General features: G+C 35.3%; 10 protein-coding genes. 4 read left to right on the top strand and 6 right to left on the bottom strand.

Translation table 11 applies throughout. The features are described 5' to 3' along the window. Window positions 1–82 precede the first annotated feature (82 nt). The gene (locus MQX03_RS15840; protein ID WP_242804210.1) at window positions 83–1861 is read left to right on the top strand and encodes an AMP-dependent synthetase/ligase; all 1779 of its coding nucleotides are present in this window, start codon (window positions 83–85) and stop codon (window positions 1859–1861) included. A gap of 269 nt (window positions 1862–2130) precedes the next feature. Here the strand turns inward: MQX03_RS15840 and MQX03_RS15835 are convergent, their stop codons facing one another. After that, on the bottom strand, window positions 2131–2907 hold the full coding sequence (locus MQX03_RS15835; protein ID WP_229984420.1) for a zinc ribbon domain-containing protein: 777 nt from the start codon (window positions 2905–2907) through the stop codon (window positions 2131–2133). A gap of 2 nt (window positions 2908–2909) precedes the next feature. Then, entirely contained in the window at window positions 2910–4007 is a 1098-nt protein-coding gene (locus tag MQX03_RS15830) for a Nif3-like dinuclear metal center hexameric protein (protein ID WP_242804209.1), read from the bottom strand. A 64-nt stretch (window positions 4008–4071) separates the two neighbouring features. Between MQX03_RS15830 and MQX03_RS15825 the strand changes: the two genes are divergently transcribed. Beyond that, entirely contained in the window at window positions 4072–4899 is an 828-nt protein-coding gene (locus MQX03_RS15825) for an ion transporter (RefSeq protein WP_242804208.1), read from the top strand. A gap of 35 nt (window positions 4900–4934) precedes the next feature. Continuing rightward, window positions 4935–5096: a hypothetical protein gene (locus MQX03_RS15820; protein ID WP_164998515.1), complete on the top strand. Its 162-nt coding sequence runs from the start codon at window positions 4935–4937 to the stop codon at window positions 5094–5096. A 66-nt stretch (window positions 5097–5162) separates the two neighbouring features. Here MQX03_RS15820 and MQX03_RS20550 read toward each other — a convergent pair whose 3' ends face one another. From MQX03_RS20550 to dnaE, 4 genes are all read right to left on the bottom strand, one after another. Continuing rightward, a complete protein-coding gene (locus tag MQX03_RS20550; RefSeq protein WP_242804207.1) occupies window positions 5163–7139 on the bottom strand; it encodes a T9SS type A sorting domain-containing protein in 1977 nt (658 codons plus the stop codon). 247 nt (window positions 7140–7386) lie between these two features. Then, the gene (locus MQX03_RS15810; protein WP_242804206.1) at window positions 7387–8880 is read right to left on the bottom strand and encodes a T9SS-dependent choice-of-anchor J family protein; all 1494 of its coding nucleotides are present in this window, start codon (window positions 8878–8880) and stop codon (window positions 7387–7389) included. 298 nt (window positions 8881–9178) lie between these two features. Further along, on the bottom strand, window positions 9179–14338 hold the full coding sequence (locus MQX03_RS15805; RefSeq protein WP_242804205.1) for a T9SS type A sorting domain-containing protein: 5160 nt from the start codon (window positions 14336–14338) through the stop codon (window positions 9179–9181). Between the two features lie 293 nt (window positions 14339–14631). Continuing rightward, on the bottom strand, window positions 14632–19299 hold the full coding sequence (gene dnaE, locus MQX03_RS15800) for a DNA polymerase III subunit alpha (RefSeq protein ID WP_242804204.1): 4668 nt from the start codon (window positions 19297–19299) through the stop codon (window positions 14632–14634). A 242-nt stretch (window positions 19300–19541) separates the two neighbouring features. On the opposite strand from dnaE, the gene MQX03_RS15795 reads away from it, so the two are divergent. Continuing rightward, window positions 19542–21614, top strand: coding sequence for an alpha-ketoacid dehydrogenase subunit alpha/beta (locus MQX03_RS15795; RefSeq protein WP_242804202.1), 2073 nt, complete (start codon window positions 19542–19544; stop codon window positions 21612–21614). The last annotated feature ends 69 nt before the right edge of the window (window positions 21615–21683 follow it).

Below are 21683 nucleotides of genomic sequence, written 5' to 3'. Positions count from 1 at the left end.
ACAATTGTGATTTGTAAACAGATTTATGTTATTTTTACAAAAATGCTTATATTTAAAATCCTATATTAAATATTTAACAATTATGACGATCAAAAGATTATTCGATATACCGCACCACGCTTTAGAAAAACTCCCAAATGATGTAATGTTCGCTACAAAACATCAAGGCGAGTGGATAAAGACGTCAACTCAGGAGTTTGTAAACCAAGGAAACAAAATTTCGAGAGGACTTTTGAAACTAGGTATAAAACCCGGAGATAAAATAGCGCTGATTACTACCAATTCTCGTACAGAATGGGCCATCATGGATCTTGGACTTTCGCAAATCGGAGTTGTTTCGGTGCCTGTTTATCCAAGCATTTCACCTGAAGATTACGAGTTTATATTCAATAATGCCGAAATAAAATATTGCTTTGTTTCTGACAAAGAACTTTTGGCTAAAGTGATGAAAATCAAGCACAACGTTGCTTCATTACAAGGTGTTTTCACATTTGATAACATTTCCGGAGCTGCCAATTGGAAGGAAATCCTCGATTTGGGTGAAGATGATTCTACACAAATGGAGGTGGAAGATCTTTCAAAAGCTATTAATACTCAAGATTTAGCTACTTTAATTTATACTTCCGGAACTACAGGGAAACCAAAAGGTGTAATGCTAACCCATGAAAATATTGTTTCGAATGTTTTGGGTTCAATACCGAGAATTCCAAAAAGGAAGAGCTTAGATTATAAAGATACGAGAGTATTGAGCTTTTTGCCTATTTGCCATATTTTTGAAAGAATGCTTTTTTATCTTTTCCAATACAATGGTTTCTCAATTTATTTTGCTGAAAGCATCGAAAAAATGGGTGAAAACGTAAAAGAAATAAAACCTCATTATATGAGTGTAGTACCTCGTTTGGTAGAAAAAGTTTATGATAAAATTTACAATACAGGTTCATCAGCAGGCGGATTTAAACAAAAAATATTCTTCTGGGCTTTAAATTTAATTCAAAAGAAAAAAGAGGTTTCAAAACCGTCAGGTCTTTCTGAAATCATCGCTGACAAACTGGTTTTCAAAAAATGGAGAGAAGGTTTGGGCGGTGAAATCATCACTTTGGTTTCGGGTTCTGCAGCTTTATCAACAAGATTAAATTTAATGTTCCAAAATGCAGGGATTCCTATTCTTGAAGGATATGGTTTGACGGAAACTTCACCAGTTATTTCTGTAAATTCATTTGGAAAAATGAAAGTGGGAACTGTAGGACATCCTTTGGATAATTTAACCGTAAAAATTCAGGAAGACGGTGAAATTACAGTGAAAGGTCCTTCTGTATTTAAAAGCTATTTTAAAAACGAGGAACAAACAAAAGAAACATTCACAGAAGATGGATTTTTCAAAACGGGAGACATCGGACACATCGACAGCGAAGGATTTTTACAGATCACCGATCGCAAGAAAGAAATGTTTAAAACTTCCGGTGGAAAATACATTGCTCCGCAAACGATTGAAAATTTAGCCAAAGCTTCGAAATTTATCGAACAGGTAATGGTAGTTGGTGATGGTGAAAAAATGCCATGCGCATTTGTACAGCCAGATTTTGAATTTGCTAAAAATTGGGCAATGAGAAATAACCTCAACATCGGCTCTACTCCGCAGGAAATTGCAAGTAGTCCTGAACTGAAAGAAAGAATTGAAAAAGAAATCGAAGGTATTAACGAGCATTTAGGAAACTGGGAACAGATCAAGAAAATTGAACTTACTCCGGAGGTATGGAGCATTGAAGCAGGACTTTTGACTCCTACCCTCAAACTGAAAAGAAAGGCGGTAAAAGAGAAGTTCAAAGATCTGTATGACAAGATGTATGGTCATCACAATTAAAATAAATGAACCGTTTCAGTTTTTGAAGCGGTTTTTTTTGGTTTAAACATTAATTGCACGAATTGTTTTATCCGAAATTAAATTTAATAAGACTTAAAAAGTATGAAGATTGTTAAACAGGTAAAATAAAACCACCCCGGCAAAAATTTCTTCAAAATTTTTGCTCCCCCTACAAAAGAGGGGAATTATAATTTTGTCATCGAAAAGTTCAGACCTAAAAAAACGGCTTCAAAAATTTGAAGCCGTTTCTATTTTATAAAAAGTTTTAATTAAAACTTGATGATAGAATTCATTTTTTCAGTTTCTTCGTTTACCAACTCGTCGTCAACAAGAATTTTTCCTGAATGTTCATCGATGATAATTTTCTTTCTCTGAGCAATTTCCATTTGCTTTTGTGGTGGAATTGTGAAGAAAGATCCTTTCGGAGCACCTCTTTCAAGACCTACTACAGCAAGACCTGTAGAAGAGTTTGTTCTGATTCTGTGGTAAGACGCCAATAATCTTTCGTCGATTTTAGAAGCAAATTCTTCAGATTTTGTGATCAGATAATCTTCTTCTTTTTGAGTTTCAGAAATCAAACCTTCCAATTCTTCTTTTTTGAATTTTAGGTGGTTTTTAAGATTTTCGATTTTAGTATTCAACTCATTCAGAGTTTCTTCTTTGTGACCGATTTTAGCTCCAAATTCTTTGATTCTTTTGTCAGAAAGTTGAATTTCAAGTTCTTGATATTCAATTTCTTTTCCTAAAGCTTCAAATTCTTTATTGTTTCTTACGTTATCCTGTTGAGATTTGTATTTTTCGATTAAAGATTTTGCATGGTTGATCACTTCATTTTTGTTGCTGATCTGATCATTCTGCTCTTTAATCTCTGCATGAAATTTTTCCGCTCTTTTTTCTAGGCCTTCAATCTCGATTTCAAGATCTTCAACTTCGATTGGCAACTCTCCTCTTGTATTTCGGATCTCGTCCAATCTTGAATCGATGATTTGCAAATCGTATAAAGCTCTTAATTTTTCTTCGACTGAAATTTCGGTGATTTTTGCCATATCTATAGGAAATAATTTACTGGGTTTGTTTTTTCACTAGATTTTAAGATTGCAAATGTACTAAATTTTTGTGATAAAATTTCAAATAATTGCTGACTTACCAATTGCTCAGATTCATAATGTCCAATATCGCAAATCAACATTTTAGATTCTGCCAGAAAATAATCGTGGTATTTGAGATCTCCTGTAAGATAGGCATCACATTTTTTTGAAAGTGCAGACGTTATCCCGCTTGCTCCCGAACCTCCTAAAACTCCTACTCTTTTGATTTTCTTTTGATTAAAATCAGAATGTTTGATGATATTTAAATTAAATTTATCTTTCACTAAACTCAGAAAATCTTTCTCATCCATTTCAATTTCAAATTCACCGTACATTCCCAAACCTGAATACTGATTTTCATTTTCAAGCTGATAAATCTGATGAGCGACTTCTTCGTAAGGATGCGCAGATTTCATTGCAGCTACAATTTGATTTTGTTTAAAAGATTCAAAAATTACGGAAATCATATCTTCTTCCGCATTTTCACGTACATCTTGCTGCCCGGAAAACGGATTTGAACCATCAATAGGTCTGAACGTTCCTTTTCCTTCTGTCTTAAAACTGCACTCGTCATAAAATCCGATATTTCCGGCTCCGGCAGAGAAAAGCGCTTCTTTTACCGATTCAGAATAGTCTTTCGGAACGTAAACATTTAACTGTTTTAAATTATTTTTTTTAGGCTGAAGAATTTTTAAGTTTTTTAATCCCAAAAGATTACAAATTTCTGCATTTACTCCATAAAAATCATTGTCGAAAGCGGTATGAATCGCATAAATAGCAACTTTATTTTCGATTGCTTTTAAAACTGCTCTTTCGACATAATTTTTTCCGGTCAAAGATTTTAAACCTGAAAAAATAATAGGATGAAAGCAAACAATCAAATTACAGTTCTTGTGAATTGCTTCATCCACAACATTTTCTAAAGCATCGTGACACACTAAAATCCCAGAGACATTTCTCTCCGGCAATCCACAGAGAAGCCCCACGTTATCAAAGTCTTCAGCCTGTGGCATCGCAATGTGTTTTTCTATCTCTGCAATTACTTTTTGTATTGTCATTTTATTCTGTAAGTTTGTTTACGAAAATAGGGATAATTTGCTAAATTTAAAAAAAACTCTGATCATGGAAAGAGAACATAATCTTGTTCCCGGGGATAAGCTCTGGAAAAGATTCTTGTACCGAATTATTTACCGCGCTGACACTAAGCTCGGAAAATTGTTTGACATTGTTCTGCTTTGTCTTATTTTGGTAAGCACCTTTATCATTATGATGGAAAGTGTGCCGAAACTGGATAAAAAATTTCACATCTATTTTATCATTTCAGAATGGGTGATTTCTGTGTTTTTTTCTGCAGAATATTTTACGAGAATTGCTGTCTTAAAAAATAAAAAGCATTACATATTCAGTTTTTTCGGAATTATTGATTTTCTATCTCTCGTACCTTTTTATTTGAGCTTCCTCTTTCCTGTGACAAAATATTTTCTGATTTTCAGAATGCTGAGAATGCTTAGAGTTTTCAGGGTATTTAATCTTCTGGATTTTATGAATGATGGTTTTGTCATTGTGAGAGCTTTGAAAAACAGTTCGAGAAAAATTTATATTTTTCTTTTATTTTTAATTATATTTTCGGTAATCGTCGGTTCGTTGATGTTTATGGTTGAAGGCGGTAGACAAGGCTTCGAGACAATTCCTCAATCAATCTATTGGGCAGTGGTTACGGTGACGACGGTTGGTTATGGTGATGTTTCTCCTATCACGCCGACGGGGAAATTCTTTGCAGTGATATTGATGTTGGCAGGTTATTCCATCATTGCGGTTCCTACGGGAATTGTAACAGCCGAGATGAGAAACAAAAGACAAAACCTTGAATTAATCTGCGAATGTTGCGGAAACGAAGATATTGACGATGATGCAAGGTATTGCAAACAGTGTGGCAAGAAATTAGCATAGAGTTTAATATCTATTAATCTAATACCCAAAAAATCATGGAACCACAAAAGAAAAACAGACCCAACAGTTTAGTGATTATCTTATTTGCTTTAATTATCTTGATGATTATCATCTACTTTATACTCGTGATGTTTTTCCCGACTGTATTTGATCTTATGAATACAGGAGAAATAAAACCAGTTTCACCAAACGAATAAACTTTTTTTTAAACATAAAAAAGGTGACAGTCAATTGATTGCCACCTTTTTTATTGCTATTTAATTTTACTTTTTAATTATTTTCAATGATTGTTTAGAACCATCTTTCATCAGTAAACTTAAAATATACATTCCTGATTTTAATTGATCTAAATGAATAAATGAAGCCGGATTTTCAATTGTTTTTAAATGACGACCCAACAAATCAATTACTGAAACGGATTTGATATTTTTGAAATCTGAAATATGGATACTGTCTGTAAAAGGATTTGGATAAACTTTCACTTTAGTTTTTACCTCATCAACGTCTGTAGCTGATAAAACTCCGCTTACCATACTGATAGTAAATGCATCTTCTGCTTCATCACTAACATCATTATAATGTCCTACATTTACATAATATGTTGTTCCGGAAACACTCGCTATAGACAAGATCTCTATCTCTCCATCACCGGCATCATCTATCGTATCAAAACAATTTAAAGCAGTACAGCTTCCTGTGAAAACTCCGATTTGAGGATCAAAATAACTTCCTGCAGGCATCGTAACAATGATATCGACGTTACTCCCATTTCCTACAAATGTAAACCAAGTTCCGTCATTCATTCCATCAATTATTCCATTACTACAAGCATTTAAAAAACCAGAGTTATTCGTTGCTCCTAAAGCATCAGATTGTGTGTAAGAATACGGAAATAATGTAGCAACCAATGCCCCAGAACAAGCATCATTAACAGGCGCCGGCGGAACTGTTCCCACACATATGTCGAAACTATTATTACTTCCTGCACCTGCAGCACTGAAAACTCTCACATAATAAGTAGAGCCAACAGTCAACCCTGTTACCAAAGAAGATGCAGGTTCTGAACACAAAACACTCGTTAAATTCCCACAAGCTCCGCTGAAAACTTGAAAATCTATATCATCACTAAAATCTGTTCCAATTGACGTAATATTATTTAATGAAATTTTGTGCGTGGTTGCAGTTGCGACAAATTTAAACCAAACATCATCATCCGGATTGCCAAAACATGAGCCTACTGTTACACCAGAATCAGTCGCACCCAATGTATACCCTTGATTAAAAGAAGCGCAGCTGGCATTTGGATTAACAGTTAAAGTAGTTGCATTTGAACATTCATCGTTTGCAGGTTGCCCAGGAGTTGTTCTGAACATATTTGTAGAGCATCCTTGTGATTCTCCTGCAACATTCACAGCAGTTACTTTTAAATAATATACTGTGTTTGCAGATAAAGTCTGAGGAACTGTAAAGCTTGTTGCACTTACAGACTGCTGATTGACTACATCGGAAGTACCCATCGCTGTTCCAACTGATACTTTATAACTTATTGCCCCTGGAACTGCATTCCATTCAACTGTTGGCAACAAAGGTATGTATACTGCATTATTGAGAGGATAAGCAACATCCGGGCATGCAATCGTTGGGCTTGCAGCCAACCCCGTAAAAGTGATTACTGATTTTTGATCGGTTAGAGATCCGGCCGGTGGAAATGACGGATTTGGATTGACATTATCATCAGAGTAAAAAAGAACAGAGTTTACATTTGAATAATATCCATAAAATGCATCATCAAAACCATTAATATCATAATTGGGAGTATTTTCTTTCACAGCTACAACCAGATTCCCAGTGTTGTTATAAAAGAAAGGCACCGGAAAAGTAATTGTAACTACTCCATTTACGTTGGTAACAGTTCCGGAAAAAACCTGATTCAATTGTGACACAGGAATCCAATCTACCGAAGAAGTAAAATTTGTTTTTGCAGTTGTTCCCAAATATACTACCCAACTTGAAGAGTTTGCAATAGTTGAATTGGGATTCAAATAAAATTTCAACCCTGTAATATTACCTAAAGCATTGGCATTAATCTCATTCTTAGTAAATATTTGCTGCGTATAAGAATATCCAAATAGTGTACTTACCGGAGCAGATCCTACAGTTGTACTTCCTGCACCCAAAGTAATCTGAGCATTTAGAAACATATTTAAAAAGAAAAGGCTAAAAAATAGAAGTTTTTTCACAAATTAATAAATTTAAAATATTAACCGTAAATTTATAACAATTTACTGATTATGACTTTAAATTTTCAATAATAAAACATTACATCTACAAAACATTCAACTTAAATTTAAATTTAAATTTCATATTTTTTTTGACACACATCATTAATATAAAATAAGCAATTATTTCAATTAATTCTCAAAAACATTTTACAAAAAAAATAGCGATCTCAATGACCGCTATTAATATTAACAAATTAAAATAAATTTATTTTTTAATTGCTTTGATTGTTTGTTGAGAACCATCATTCATATTCAAAACAATCACATACAAACCAGATTTCAATTCCCCTAATTGAAGAGCTGAGCTTGGTTTGTCTAGAGTTTTCACTACCCTACCCGCAATATCAATAACTGAAATTGACTTTACATTCTTCACATCTGAAATGTTTAAAACATCAGCAAATGGGTTGGGATATGCTTTAAGAGTATTTTTTACACCCGAAACATCATTTGTTCCCAATACCGAAGCATCATAAGCCGAAATACTGAAAGCACCATCACCACCATCACTAGTGCCAAATTTCCAAACACTTACATACAATGTTGTACCTGGTGTTTGAGCCGTTAATTCTAACTTAGAGAAAGCGCCAGTACCCGCATCATCATCACACCCAAGAGAAGTTGCACCAGTACAGTCTGAAAATACCGAAAGTACCGTGTCAGTTAATGCAGAACCTGCAACACCAGCCGTCTCAATAGTTAGACTACCAGAGGCAGGAACCACCACTTTATACCATACATTACCTCCAACATTTGAAGGCGTAAATAAACAAGATGCTGTTAATGCAGGGGTATTGGTAGAAGCAGATGTTGATCCTGAAATTGCATTTTGAGCAAAATTTGCACCTAAAGTTAACATAACCGCACTTGAACAATCATCATTTGCAGGTGAAGCCATTGTCGTAAATGATATCTCTGAACATCCAATTGCATTCCCTACAATGTTATAAGGAGTAACAGATGCATAATATACGGTATTTGGAGTTAGGTTTCCAGTAATATTATAGGTAGCGACATCACCTACATCTATATTATTTACTACATCACTTCCTCCGCTTGTTGTCCCCACCTTAAGTTTATATCCTGTAGCCGAAACTATCGAATTCCAGTTAAGAATTCCATTTACATCTACACCTATCGCTCCATTTGCGGGAGAAGTAAAAGTTGTACATACTGGCGGAGAAGCTGGCAATGCATCTACTTTAAAAGTATCAGCATAAATCTCAAACTGATCTGTATCGGTCGCATGTATAGCAACATAAACTGTTTGCCCAACGTAAGAAGATAAGCTAAATGTTTTTTGAGTCCAAGTATCAGGTGCTTTTTGAGTAGCCTGAAGAACAGTTGTAAATGCAGGTTTTGTCTGATTAGTAGTTGAAAGCAAAACTTCATAATCCTCAAGAAAAGATGAAGTTCTTGATTTTACATAAAACGAAATTCTATCACTTACTCCAGCAGTTACAACAATAGCTTTCGTAATTAAATAATCGTCATGCGCAGTTGCATTGTATGTAAGCGTAGCAACATTGTCACCCGATTGCGCAGAACCAGAATCAGGAATATCAAAAAGCCATTCATTAGCCCCGCCATCGTTGATAACTGCCCATCCCGCAGGCATTGTTGTGCCAGAATCAAAATTCTCTGTCCACTGTGAAAATCCCAAAAAAGGAATTAAGAGAAAAAATAATGTTTTTTTCATTTTGTTTTGTTTTAAAATTTACACTAATTTACAAATATTTCATTAAAATAAAATATAAAATATCATTTAAACAACATTTAAATAACACAAAACATACATATAGAATAATATTTACATTAAATTTAGAATTCATAACGAAAATAAAATGTCAAATAATAATCATTTAAAATCAAAACAGTAAAATAATCGCATTAATAATCTATTATTCATACTTATAAATCATTTTAATTTACAAGTATTTTAATAAAAAAATAGCGACCAAAATTGGCCGCTATCATAATTTAAAGTTTAAAATTGATTACTTTTTAATCGCCTTGATTGTTTGTCTAGAACCATCATTCATATTTAAAATAACCATATACATACCTGAGTTCAATTCTCTTAATTGAAGAGACGAACTTGGTTTTTCAATAGTTTTCACTACCCTACCAGCAAGATCAACAATTGATATTGATTTTACATTCTTCACATCTGAAATGTTTAATACATCAGCAAATGGGTTTGGATAAACTTTTATTCCTTTTTCATTAGATGTCATTTCACTCGTACCAAGCCCAGAAGCTATTTCTGCATAAGATAGAAAACCTGTATAATCAGCAGTTGCTAATGCAGTAGTAGATTGCGTAGTATTTGGTGTACCAGCCGCATAAGTTCCAGTAGTACCAAACAAACTATCATATACTCCACTTGCTGTTGGTGCTATTACAGGGAAATTAGCATTCGTAATTGCATTCTCTCCTAATCTTACATTAATTGTTGAGAAAGTACCAGATACTAAAGGTGCTTCCCATCTTTTTGTAGATAAATTTTGGATTGTAGCAGCAGACGCCGTTCCTGAGTTAGTATCAAATGCTTCCGCTTTCATATTAGCAACAGAAGTAGTAACCGGAGCTAACCAAACTGGTGCATATGCAGTCTTACCAACAGGATAGTGAATATAAGTTGAAGCAGTATTTGCATTAGCAATAGTTCTAGCAAATGGACCTGTAATATAAGCCGTAGCTGATCCTCCTGATAAAGTTCCCGCAGCTGTTGCTGTTCCTAATGTTAACAGATTAGCAGAAGTTGTATTTACTTTACCTGCAGTAAGCGTCAAAGTTCCACTTACCGATAATGGCACATTTAAAGTAACACCTGCTGCATTTGAATTATTAATAGTTAAAGAAGTTAAACCAGCTGTAGGAGAAGCTGTTAAATTTCTGAATACACCTGTACCAGATATCGTTTGTGCATTTGTAGATGCCACGCTAGAAGTAGAAGATGTTAAATCTGCTCCCCATAATGCTAATTCTAAAGTACCAGTAGAAGTAAGTGTACCATTATTTACAATATTACCATTAATTTTTGAACTAGTTGAACCAGGTAATCTTAACTCACCAGAAGTAACTGTTAAATCTTTTTCAACACCTACTGCATAAGGAGGTACAACGAATCTATTTGTACCTGTAGATAAATTAATAACTAAATTACCAGCAATAAAATATCCAGTGCCCGGCCAAGTATTATACTGAAAACCACTTGTATGTCCACCTGCATCAGTAGAAACTCCGTCTCCTAATTGAATTGTATGATTTACTCCTGCACGGTAACCATTACCCCAATAAGCGAAAGCGTGTCCATTTGAAGTACCTCCTGCTGCTGAAGTTGCAACATGCGGATCTACAATAACAATTTTACCGCCTGTTAAATTTAATGTAGCACCTGTTCCTGAAGTACCAAAACCAAATATATTAGTACCAGAAGCAACAGAATTAGCTACTACACCTGCATCATTACCATCTACAATAATATCTCCACCTGATTGATTAAATGTTGATCCATTTGCATTATTTACATTACCATTTACATTTAGTATACCACCTGAAACTGTTAATGTTCCATTATTTACTAATGAATTATTTTTAAGAGTACAACCTACCGTAAGATCACCGGATACATTTACTAATGTTCCTCCTGAATTTATAGTAACATTTTTAGAACCATTACCCGAAGAATTTACAGTAACTATAGTACCTGATGCAACTTGAACTATATCTGTACAAGTTGGTACAGTACCTTTATTCCATGTTGCAGGATTATTCCAGTCTCCATTTGCTACAGATACAAAAGGAATATCCGAAGCCGAAATACCTAAATAATAGGTATCAGCTAAATTAGCCAATGGAACAGCTGTTCTTTGTGCATTTACATAATTTGTTCCTGCTTGGTGTGTTCCCAAAGCTGGAGCTGATGCTAAAGTTATTCTACTGTTTCCATTACCAGCAGTATAAATATTTTGTCCGTTTATTGCCATTCTATAAGTAGATGTTCCTGTAATCCCTGATTGAGAAACAACCCAATTAGATTTAGCTTGCGTATCTACGGTATATGCTCCGTCTACAATACTTACAGCATTTGTTCCTGCAACATCATTGTATTGTACTACGATTTTACCACCCGTGGTAGCTGCTACTGTTTGGTTTAAGTAAAGAGTTCTTGCCACAAAAGCGGTTGATATTCCTGTAACGAAAGGATAGGCTCCTGAAGTTGTTGAACTTGTTGAAGTTGTTGAACTTGCAGTAATAGTTGCACCACCTGTGGCAGTTCCCCACCATCTTGCAAAACTACTTCCTGTGCTAAATCCACCTGCAGCATATGATAAAGTTCCTGTAGAAGCCGCTGAAATTCCTAAAATAAAAGTATTAGCACCCGTATTTACAAAACCTGTTGTTAAGGTTAATGTTCCAGATGCTGTTCCTGTATTTGTACCACTTAACAAAGAATTTGCATCTGCAAATGTCACCCCTGTTGAAGAACTATTATTGATCAATATTGAATTAAAATTAGCAGTAGAACTTGCTGTAACAATATTATTTCTAAATACACCAGTTCCTGAAATAGACTGAGGTGTGGTAGAAGCTGAAGCTGTTCCATTATTCTTGAAATTTTGGAAACTCAAAGTGGAAGCAGTATGTGTAAATGTACCATTATTGGTAAAATTACCTGCAATACTTATTCCAGATGTTGGCATTCTAAATTCTCCATTTGCATTAATTGTTAATGTATTAATACCAATCGTGGAAGAATTTGACACATATCTATTTGTACCCGAAGCTCCATCTATTATTACATTGTCAAAATATATTTTGCTTCCTGCATTGTTCCAAATAAATCCTCCAACAGCTGAAGCGGTTGCAGTAGTTCCTCCTGCATCAGTAGAAGATCCGTCACCAAATTTTAAAGTCCAGCCTATTGTATTATCAATGGCAGTTCCACCAGAATAAGAGAATGCGTATGAAGTTGTACTACTAGCTGCATGAGGATCTACCACGGTCATAGCTCCACCAGTAAGTGTTACATTTCCGGTAGCTATATTCACTATGTTTGTACCCGAAGCTACACTTGTTGCTGTAGCTCCTGCATTATTTCCGTCTATTTTAATATCTCCTCCCGATTGAGCAAATGTAGAACCAGATACATTATTAATGTTACCATTAACAATAACACTACCTCCTGAGACATTAATTGTACCATTATTAATAACAGTATTATTATTATTTGTACAGCCAACAGTAATAGAACCTCCTGTAACTGCTAAAGTTCCTCCTGAATTAATAACAACATTATTTGAGGTTGCTGTTGTAGAAGATGATACAGTAACTGTATGTCCAGAAAGAATAGTTGCATTAGCGCAAGAAGGCACCACTCCACCTATCCATGTACTTGTGCTTTCCCATGGTCCTGATTGTGCTGATTCTATAGGATTTTCTGATAAAATAGAACCTAACGTATAAGTAGCTGCTATATTTGTAGAAGGCACTGCAGTTCTTTGCCCCATAGGCTGGTTTGTACCTGCCTGCGCAATCCCTACCAACGCTCCATTATTTAATAATGTAATATTTGCAATAGTAGGTACAGTATAAGTTCCCTGACCTTGAATTGCAAAAGTATGTGTAGCTGAGGAAGCATATCCTGCAGAAGTAGTTACTACCCAATTAGCATTCGTTTGTCTATCATAGGTTAATGAACCTTCCGTTACAGGAGTTATTGCAGAAGTACCGATAGCAGCGTTAAACTTAACTGCCATTTGACCTGCTGTAGTAAGAGCTGCTGTAGCTCTATGAAAATGGTTAGCATTGTAAGAACCTGCATTCCCTGTTACAAAAGGATAAGTACCTGCACCTGAAGTTGGAACCGTAGCTGCTGCGATTGTTGTTCCTGAGCCTGTTGTTCCATACCATCTACTAAATGTAGAGCCTGAACTGAATCCGCCTGCAGTATGAGACAATGTACCTAATGTTGTGCCCGACACTCCTAATACAAACGTATTAACCCCAGTGTTTACCACACCATTTGTAAAAGTTAATGTTCCAGAAACAGTACTTGTATTTGCACCACTTAATAATGAGTTGGCATCTGCAAAAGTAACACCACCTACACTTGAGTTATTTATTAATACACTCGTAAAGTTCGCCGTTGGTGAAGCTGTTAAATTTCTAAAAACTCCACTTCCAGAAATTGTTTGAGCATTTGGAGCAGCGATAGCTCCACCTGTAGCATTTCTACTACTTAAACTTAAAGTAGTAATAGCTGTAAATGTGCCGTTGTTTGTAATATTTCCGGCAACACTTAAAGTACCTCCAGCTGAAATGTTTCTTAGTTCAGAGCCAGCATTAATTGTTAAATTTCCACCAACAAAAGTACCATTAGCTGAAGCAGAAGATGATGTCGTCCATCTATTAGCTGCATTCCCACCATCTACTATAACATTTCCTGTAAGAGATTGAGTACCGCCACTACCAATATAAGTATCGAATTCGAAACCGTTTGCATTTGCAGAAGCATCTGTACTTGTTCCATTTCCAAATCTTAAGGTATGTCCTACCCATTGTACATTACCCGCTGTAAAATTAAATCCAAAGCTTTTGCCAGTACCTGTTGCAGGTGGATCTACAATTGTCAGTGTTCCTCCATTTACAGTCCCCAAAACTGATTTTACCTCAAATAAAGTGGTTCCACTCACTACACTTCCTGTAGCAGAACCTCCATTATTTCCATCAACGGTAATAGTTCCATTACTTTGGTTAAAAGTTGCGCCAGAAACGATCACAACATTTCCATTTACATCCAGATTACCCCCTGAAACAGTTAATGTTCCTCCAGCAACATTTAACGTAGAATCAAATGCTCCTGCTTTACTCACCGTTAGAGTATTAGCTGCAATAGTTAAACTTCCAGAATTAATAGTAAGCTGTCTGACTGAAGCATTACCAGGAAGTGTCATTACTGAAGCATTTTGTATAACAAAATTATCTGCATTGCTAATGCTGGTTGGTGAGGTACCTGTACCATCTGTCGCAGTGCCCCAACTGCCCACAGCTGTAAAATCCGTGGCCGAAGCCTTCGAATAGTACGTGGTTTGTGCTTTCATTGTTGCAAAACTGCAAATCAACAAGAGCCAAAGATAAGTTTTTTTCATACTTAGTTAAATTAAAATTAGAGGGTGAAATTACTAAATATTTGCATTACAAATCAAAAAATATCTTAATTTTTATATAAAAAGTCTTAAAACCCTTTAAATAATTAAATAATTATCAAACAGACATTTAATTATTTTCAAACTTAAATAAAATTAAGCATTTAAACATCTCATTTATAATTAATTAAGGTAAAAGACGATTAATAAAATAAGCTTATATCTTGTAGATTATAATTGATATAAATAAAAAAAGTGACCACAGGTCACTTTTTAAATATCTAAGTCAATAAGTTTTAGTTTAGATAAAACTCATACTTATTCAACAATTGAATTTCTTTAATCAAATCTCCATTCAAATCAACAGAATATTTCATCGATTGTAATTCCATATCAGAATTTTCTTCTGAATTTTTGATTAAAAATTTGAATTTTTGATTTCCTTTATTTTGATCGAGAACATTTCTGAAAAACTCCAAATCTTCTCTCCTGAAGTCCATGACATCCATGACCAGCGAAATACTTTTTGCAAACTTTTCAAATGCTTCCTGAAGTTCGATAACATCAACTACATTCACGAAAACACGCCCGTCTTTTACCTGGGCAAATTTTATTTTTAATATAACAAAACGCTGCACTTCCAATTTCTCTTTCAACCTCATATAATCACGATCACCTAACCTAAAAGAATACGAACCGGAATAATCTTCCAGAGTTAAAAACGCCACTTTTTCGCCACTTTTAAAACCATCTTTCACTACATATTCCGTTATCAAACCAGCAACAGTATATTCTTTTCCGCTACCGCCATTTTCTCTTTCTTTCTGAAGGGTTTTCCAGTCTTTCTTTTTTTCTTCAAACAATTCTGCAGGTTTATTAGCAAAAGCCTGTTCTTTATAAGCATCAACCTCATCAAGGTTTAAAAATCCAAAATTTCCTTTTGGTTCTGCCTTTTTTGTAACTTCTTCTATGATTTCTTCTTCACCAGCAACAATATCATCCGAAATAATCTCTGTAATATCTACTGCTTCATCTTTATCGTCTGCTTCCAAAATCGGAACTTCATCAATCACCACTTTCACCTCATCTTCTTTTTCCAAAACCGCTTTTTTAGAAAGTTTACCCTGCATAAATTGGTAATGATATTTAAATTCATCGAGCGGATGTGCAGAAAGATAGAAACCGATGATTTCTTTTTCTTTATTTAATTTGTGCATATTTGGCCATTCCGGACAAGGTAATAATTTGGGTTGCTCTATTTGAACTTCTTCAGCAAAATCAGCAAAAAGAGAATTTTCCATCTCATTTTTACTTTCCTGAAAACTCTGTCCGTATCTGATTAATCGCTCAAGATTTGTTCTTCCCGCCATATCAATATCAAAATACTGACCTCTGTGATACATATTAAACTCATCAAAAGCTCCAGCCAAAACCAAACTTTCTGCTACTCTTTTATTCATTTGAGACGGTAAGATTCTTTCAAAAAAATCATAAATATTTTTAAATCTTCCATTTGCTCTTTCTTTCGTAATCCCTTCACTCGGTCCTTCTCCTATTCCTTTTATTGCACCCAATCCAAATCGGATTTGCCCTTTTTCGTTTACCGAAAATTTATAGTGAGATTCATTCACATCAGGTCCCAAAACATCAACGCCAATACTTTTACAATCTTCCATGAACATGGTAATCGATTCTGTATTGTTAATATTGTTACTCATTACACTCGCCATATATTCTGCGGGATAATTTGCCTTTAAGTATGCCGTTTGATAAGCAATCAGGGCATAACAGGTTGAGTGGGATTTGTTAAAAGCATATTCAGCAAAGGCTTTCCAGTCATTCCATATTTTTTCTAAAGGTCCTTCATCAAGGTTATTTTTTCTACCGCCTTCAATAAATTTCGGGTACATTTTATTCAGAACTTCTATCTGCTTTTTACCCATTGCTTTTCTCAAAGTATCGGCTTCACCTTTTGTAAAATTGGCTAATTTTTGAGACAAAAGCATTACCTGTTCCTGATAAACGGTAATTCCGTAGGTTTCTTTTAAATATTCCTCAGTTTCCGGTAAGTCATAAATAATTTCTTCAATGCCATGCTTTCTATTGATAAAATTTGGAATATATTTAATTGGTCCAGGACGATATAATGCGTTCATGGCAATCAAATCAGCAAAAACTGTTGGCTTCAGTTCACGCATATACTTTTGCATTCCCGGACTTTCATATTGGAAAATCCCCACTGTTCTACCCTCTTTAAACAACTGATAGGTTTTGGCATCATCTAGCGGAATCTCATCCGGATTAATATCAATATTATGCCTTTGTTTTACCAGTTTTAATGCATCTTTAATAATCGTCAGTGTTCTCAGACCCAGAAAGTCCATCTTCAGAAGTCCTGCGCTTTCTGCTACCGAGTTGTCAAACTGAGAAACCAAAATATCAGCATCTTTTGCCGCAATTGTTACCGGAACGAGATTACTCACATCTTCGGGCGTAATAATTACACCACAAGCATGAATTCCTGTATTTCTGATACAACCTTCCATCTTTTTGGCACTTGCCAAAACATCGTGACGGTTATCATCAGGTGTATTAAGAACATACTTCATCTCATCGACAAGCTGCTGCTCTTCGGGTTTTAGCTTATCATATTTAGATAATGCTTTCGCAATATTCATCCCCGGACTTGGTGGAATTAATTTCGCAATATTATTCGTATCAGGAATTGGAAGATCTAAAACTCTTCCAGCATCTTTAATAGCCGATTTTCCACCCAAAACTGAATACGTGATAATCTGCGCTACCTGATTTTTACCGTATTTTTCAACAACCCATTTGATAATTTTATCACGACCTTCATCGTCAAAATCGATGTCAATATCAGGCATTGAGATCCTTTCCGGATTCAGGAATCTCTCAAATAGCAAATCATATTTAATAGGATCAACATTGGTAATTCCTGTGCAGTAAGCCACTACAGAACCTGCTGCAGAACCACGACCGGGACCAACCCAAACCCCCATATTTCGGGCTTCATTACAAAAATCCTGAACAATCAAAAAGTACCCCGGATACCCCGTGTTGGCAACAACTTCCAGTTCAAAATCTAAACGTTCTTTGATTTCATCTGTAATTCCGGTTTCTGTATATCTTTTTTTAGCACCTTCATAAGTCAGATGTGTTAAATACGCCATCTCACCACGTTTTCCGCCATCAACTTCATCCTCCGCATGTAAAAATTCTACTGGAATATCAAATTTAGGCAAAAGAACATCTCTTTTTAAAGTATAAGGACTGAATTTTGCCGTAAACTCTTCGTAGGCATCAAACGCATCAGGGTAATTCAGAAAAGTTTCCTTGATTTCGTGGGCATTTTTAATGTAATATTCACCGCTAGCCAATCCTCTTCTTTTCCCGAAACCCTTCCCTACAGGCGTTGTCAGTTTTTCACCATCTTTTATACAGCTTATAATATCCTGAATATTAGAATCGTCTTTATTGGTATAATAGGTTTGATTTTGTGCTAAAATTTTAACGTTATATTTGTCTGCAAAATGCAAGAGAACATCGTTCAAATGCTCTTCTTCAGGAAGTTTATGATTTTGAATCTGCACATAAAAATCATCTTCAAAAGTATCTTTCCACCATTTGAAAAGCTCCTCCCCTTTTTGTTCACCAGTATTTAAAATTGCATCAGGAATATCTCCATTAATGCCTGAAGTCAAAGCAATTAGTCCTTCTTTATATTCAGCAATCAATTCACGGCTGATCCTCGGAACTCCGAAATAAAATCCTTTAAGAAAACCTATACTTGAAAGTTTTGCCAAATTTTTATATCCGTTAAAATCTTTTGCCAGCAAAACAACCTGCGTTCTTCTATCAGGATCATCTTTGGTAAATTGTTTTTGCTCATAACGGTCTGAAATATAAAATTCACAACCTACGACAGGAATTAATGATTCAGAAATCGGTTCAGTTTCATTAAATTCCGTTCCGTTTTCTTCTGCTTCCTGTTTTTTAGCTAAATATTCTTTATGCTTTTTTGAACGGTCAGAATTGGTAGACTCAACAGCAGAAACAAATTTGAAAGCTCCCATCATATTCCCCAAATCCACCATTCCAACTGCAGGAAATTGATCTTCTGTAGCCTTGTTGATTAAATCATTAATGCTCGAAGTCGCCGTTAATGTTGAAAAAACACTTTTATTATCGAAATTGAAATATCTTCCTAATTCAATATCATCAATACTGCCGACATCGGATTGCTTTTTCTTATTGTTAAAATCTGCAACCTGCCTTCTGATAATAATTCCAAAAGGTTTTATCGGATCTGGATGCAACGTTTTGAAATATGCCAACTGATCTTCCGATGTCTTCAAAACTTCTGCAGGAATAATTCCGATACGCATCATTTCGAAGAAAACCTGAGCCGTAGCATTTACGTCGGCCGCTGCGTTATGCGCTTCATCGAATTTGTGCCCATACAATTTTTCATACAATTCTTCCAATTTTGGAGATTTGTATCTTCCACCTCTTCCACCGCCGAGCTGACAATAATCTGTTCCCAGAATCATCGTGTCCGCTTTCGGTTTTTCCTGAAGATTGTCTTGAATATTTTTTCTGAAAAATTCTGCTCCAACGATGTTGTAATCGAATTCCACATTATGTCCGGAAACAACTCTGACTTTTTCTAAAACTTTGGCAAATTCCTTTAAAATCTCTTCAAGATCACGACCTTCTTCATTGGCAATTTTAGTTGTAATTCCGTGAATTCTTGCGGCGTTAAATGGTATATCATAACCTTCCGGTTTAATTATATAATCTTGATTTTCAAGCAAATTACCATCATCATCATGCAATTGCCAGGCAATTTGAACCATTCTTGGCCAGTTGTCTGAATCTGAAAGCGGTGCGTTGAAATTTTTCGGTAAACCTGTGGTTTCTGTGTCAAAAACTAAATACATGTATTTTTTTCTAACTTTTTAAATGAGAAAATAGTCAGTAAAGTTACTGCATTTTTTTGTTTTTTAATGAGTTTTTGGAAATTGATATTAACTATAAACTGAATCATTTCCCTTTAAATAATGTTTATAACTTCACCATTGTAAATATTTAATTAACTAACATTCAAATAATTGATTCAACTACCTATCAATTGTTAGGCTTTTATTTTTTGAAATCCAAATTATGTTTATCTTTGCTTTCTATGGAAAATACACTTCACGAAAAAGTTTCTCAGGATATTTTACTTAAGGCTTATAATCACATGATGCTTGCCAAAGCAATGGCAGATATCTATGAGGAAAACAGAAATGTTTGTAAATATGTACACAGTACTTCAAGAGGTCACGAAGCAATTCAATTGGCAACAGCTTATCAGTTAAAAAAAGAAGACTGGGTTTCTCCATATTACAGAGATGAAAGTATTTTGTTGGGAATTGGTTTTGAGCCTTATCAATTGATGCTTCAATTGTTGGCTAAAGCTGATGATCCTTTTTCTGGTGGAAGATCGTATTATTCTCACCCTTCGAGCAGAAACGAAAATATGCCGAAGATCATTCACCAAAGTTCCGCGACCGGAATGCAGACTATTCCTACGACTGGTGTTGCACAAGGAATCAAATATATTCAGGATTTTAATTTAGAACAATTTGAAAACAATCCTGTCGTAATCTGCAGCTTGGGAGATAATTCTGTTACGGAAGGTGAAGTAAGTGAAGCATTTCAGTTTGCTGCTTTACACCAACTTCCTATTATTTTTCTCGTTCAGGACAACGAATGGGGAATTTCTGTAACCAAAGAAGAAGCGAGAACTTGTGATGCTTATGATTTCGTAGCAGGGTTTGAAGGTTTAGGAAGAATGAGAGTTGACGGAACCGATTTCGTTGAAAGTTTTGACGTAATGAAAAAAGCTGTTGATTTTGTGAGGACTGAAAGAAAACCTCTAGTTGTTTGCGCAAAAACCGTTTTGATTGGTCACCACACTTCAGGAGTGAGAAGAGAATTCTATAGAGACGAAGATGATTTAACCAAGCACAGAGCAAAAGATCCGGGAGAAATCCTTAGAAATCAATTGCTGGAATCTGGTACCGATGAAGAATTATTAAAGCAAATCACAAAAAAGGCAAGATTAGAAGCTGAAGAAGCGTTTGAAAGAGCTCAAAAAGCAGAAGACCCAAAGCCTGAAACGGTGATGCAACATATTTTCGCACCGACTCCGATTACGGAAGAAGTGGGAACACGTGAACCTGAAGGTGGAGAAAAAATCGTGATGGTTGATGCAGCTATTCACGCAATTCAGGAGATTATGTGGAAACATCCTGAAGCTTTATTGTACGGACAGGACGTGGGTGAAAGAATCGGTGGAGTTTTCCGTGAGACGGTGACTTTGGGTAAAAAATTCGGAAGCAAAAGAGTTTTCAACACCGCTATTCAGGAAGCTTACATCATCGGTTCAACAACGGGAATGAGTGCAGTTGGTTTAAAACCAATCGTTGAGGTTCAGTTTGCCGATTATATTTATCCGGGAATCAATCAGCTGATTACGGAGATTTCAAAATCAAATTATTTAAGCAACGGCAAGTTTCCTGTAAGCAATATCATCAGAGTTCCTATTGGAGCTTACGGCGGTGGCGGACCTTACCACAGCGGAAGTGTGGAAAGCATTTTAGCGAATATTAAAGGGATAAAAATCGCTTATCCAAGCAATGCAGCCGATTTTAAAGGTTTATTGAAAGCGGCTTATTACGACCCGAATCCGGTTGTGATGCTGGAGCATAAAGGTTTATACTGGAGCAAAGTCCCGGGAACTGAAGATGCAAAAACCATCGAACCTGCAGAAGATTACATCTTACCTTTCGGAAAAGGAAAAATCGTTATAGAAGCTGACGAAAACGAGATTAAAAAAGGAAACACTGTTATCGTAATCACTTACGGAATGGGTGTTTACTGGGCAAAAGAAGCGGTGAAAAACTTTGCTGGTAAAGTAGAAGTGATCGATTTGAGAACCATTATTCCTTTGGATGAAGAATTGGTTTTTGAAAGAGTAAAAGCCCACGGAAAATGTATCGTTTTAACTGAGGAACAATTAAATAATTCTTTTGCAGAAGCTTTTGCACACCGTATTTCTAAAAACTGTTTCAAATATCTTGATGCTCCGGTTGAAACGATGGGATCGCTTGATACTCCGGCAGTTCCGATTAATTTAATATTAGAAAAAGAAATGCTTCCCAACGCTGAAAAGCTCTCGAAGAAAATCGACGAAATGTTGAAATATTAAAAATTAAAACCTCTAAATTATTTTTAGAGGTTTTTTTGTACAGTTTTTGTTAACTTGGTTCTACAAATG

It is taken from the genome of Chryseobacterium aahli (genome assembly GCF_022699665.1).
Taxonomy (GTDB): domain Bacteria; phylum Bacteroidota; class Bacteroidia; order Flavobacteriales; family Weeksellaceae; genus Chryseobacterium; species Chryseobacterium aahli.
The sequence above is the reverse complement of the archived record's forward strand: the minus strand, read 5'-3'. Positions and strand labels throughout refer to the sequence as shown.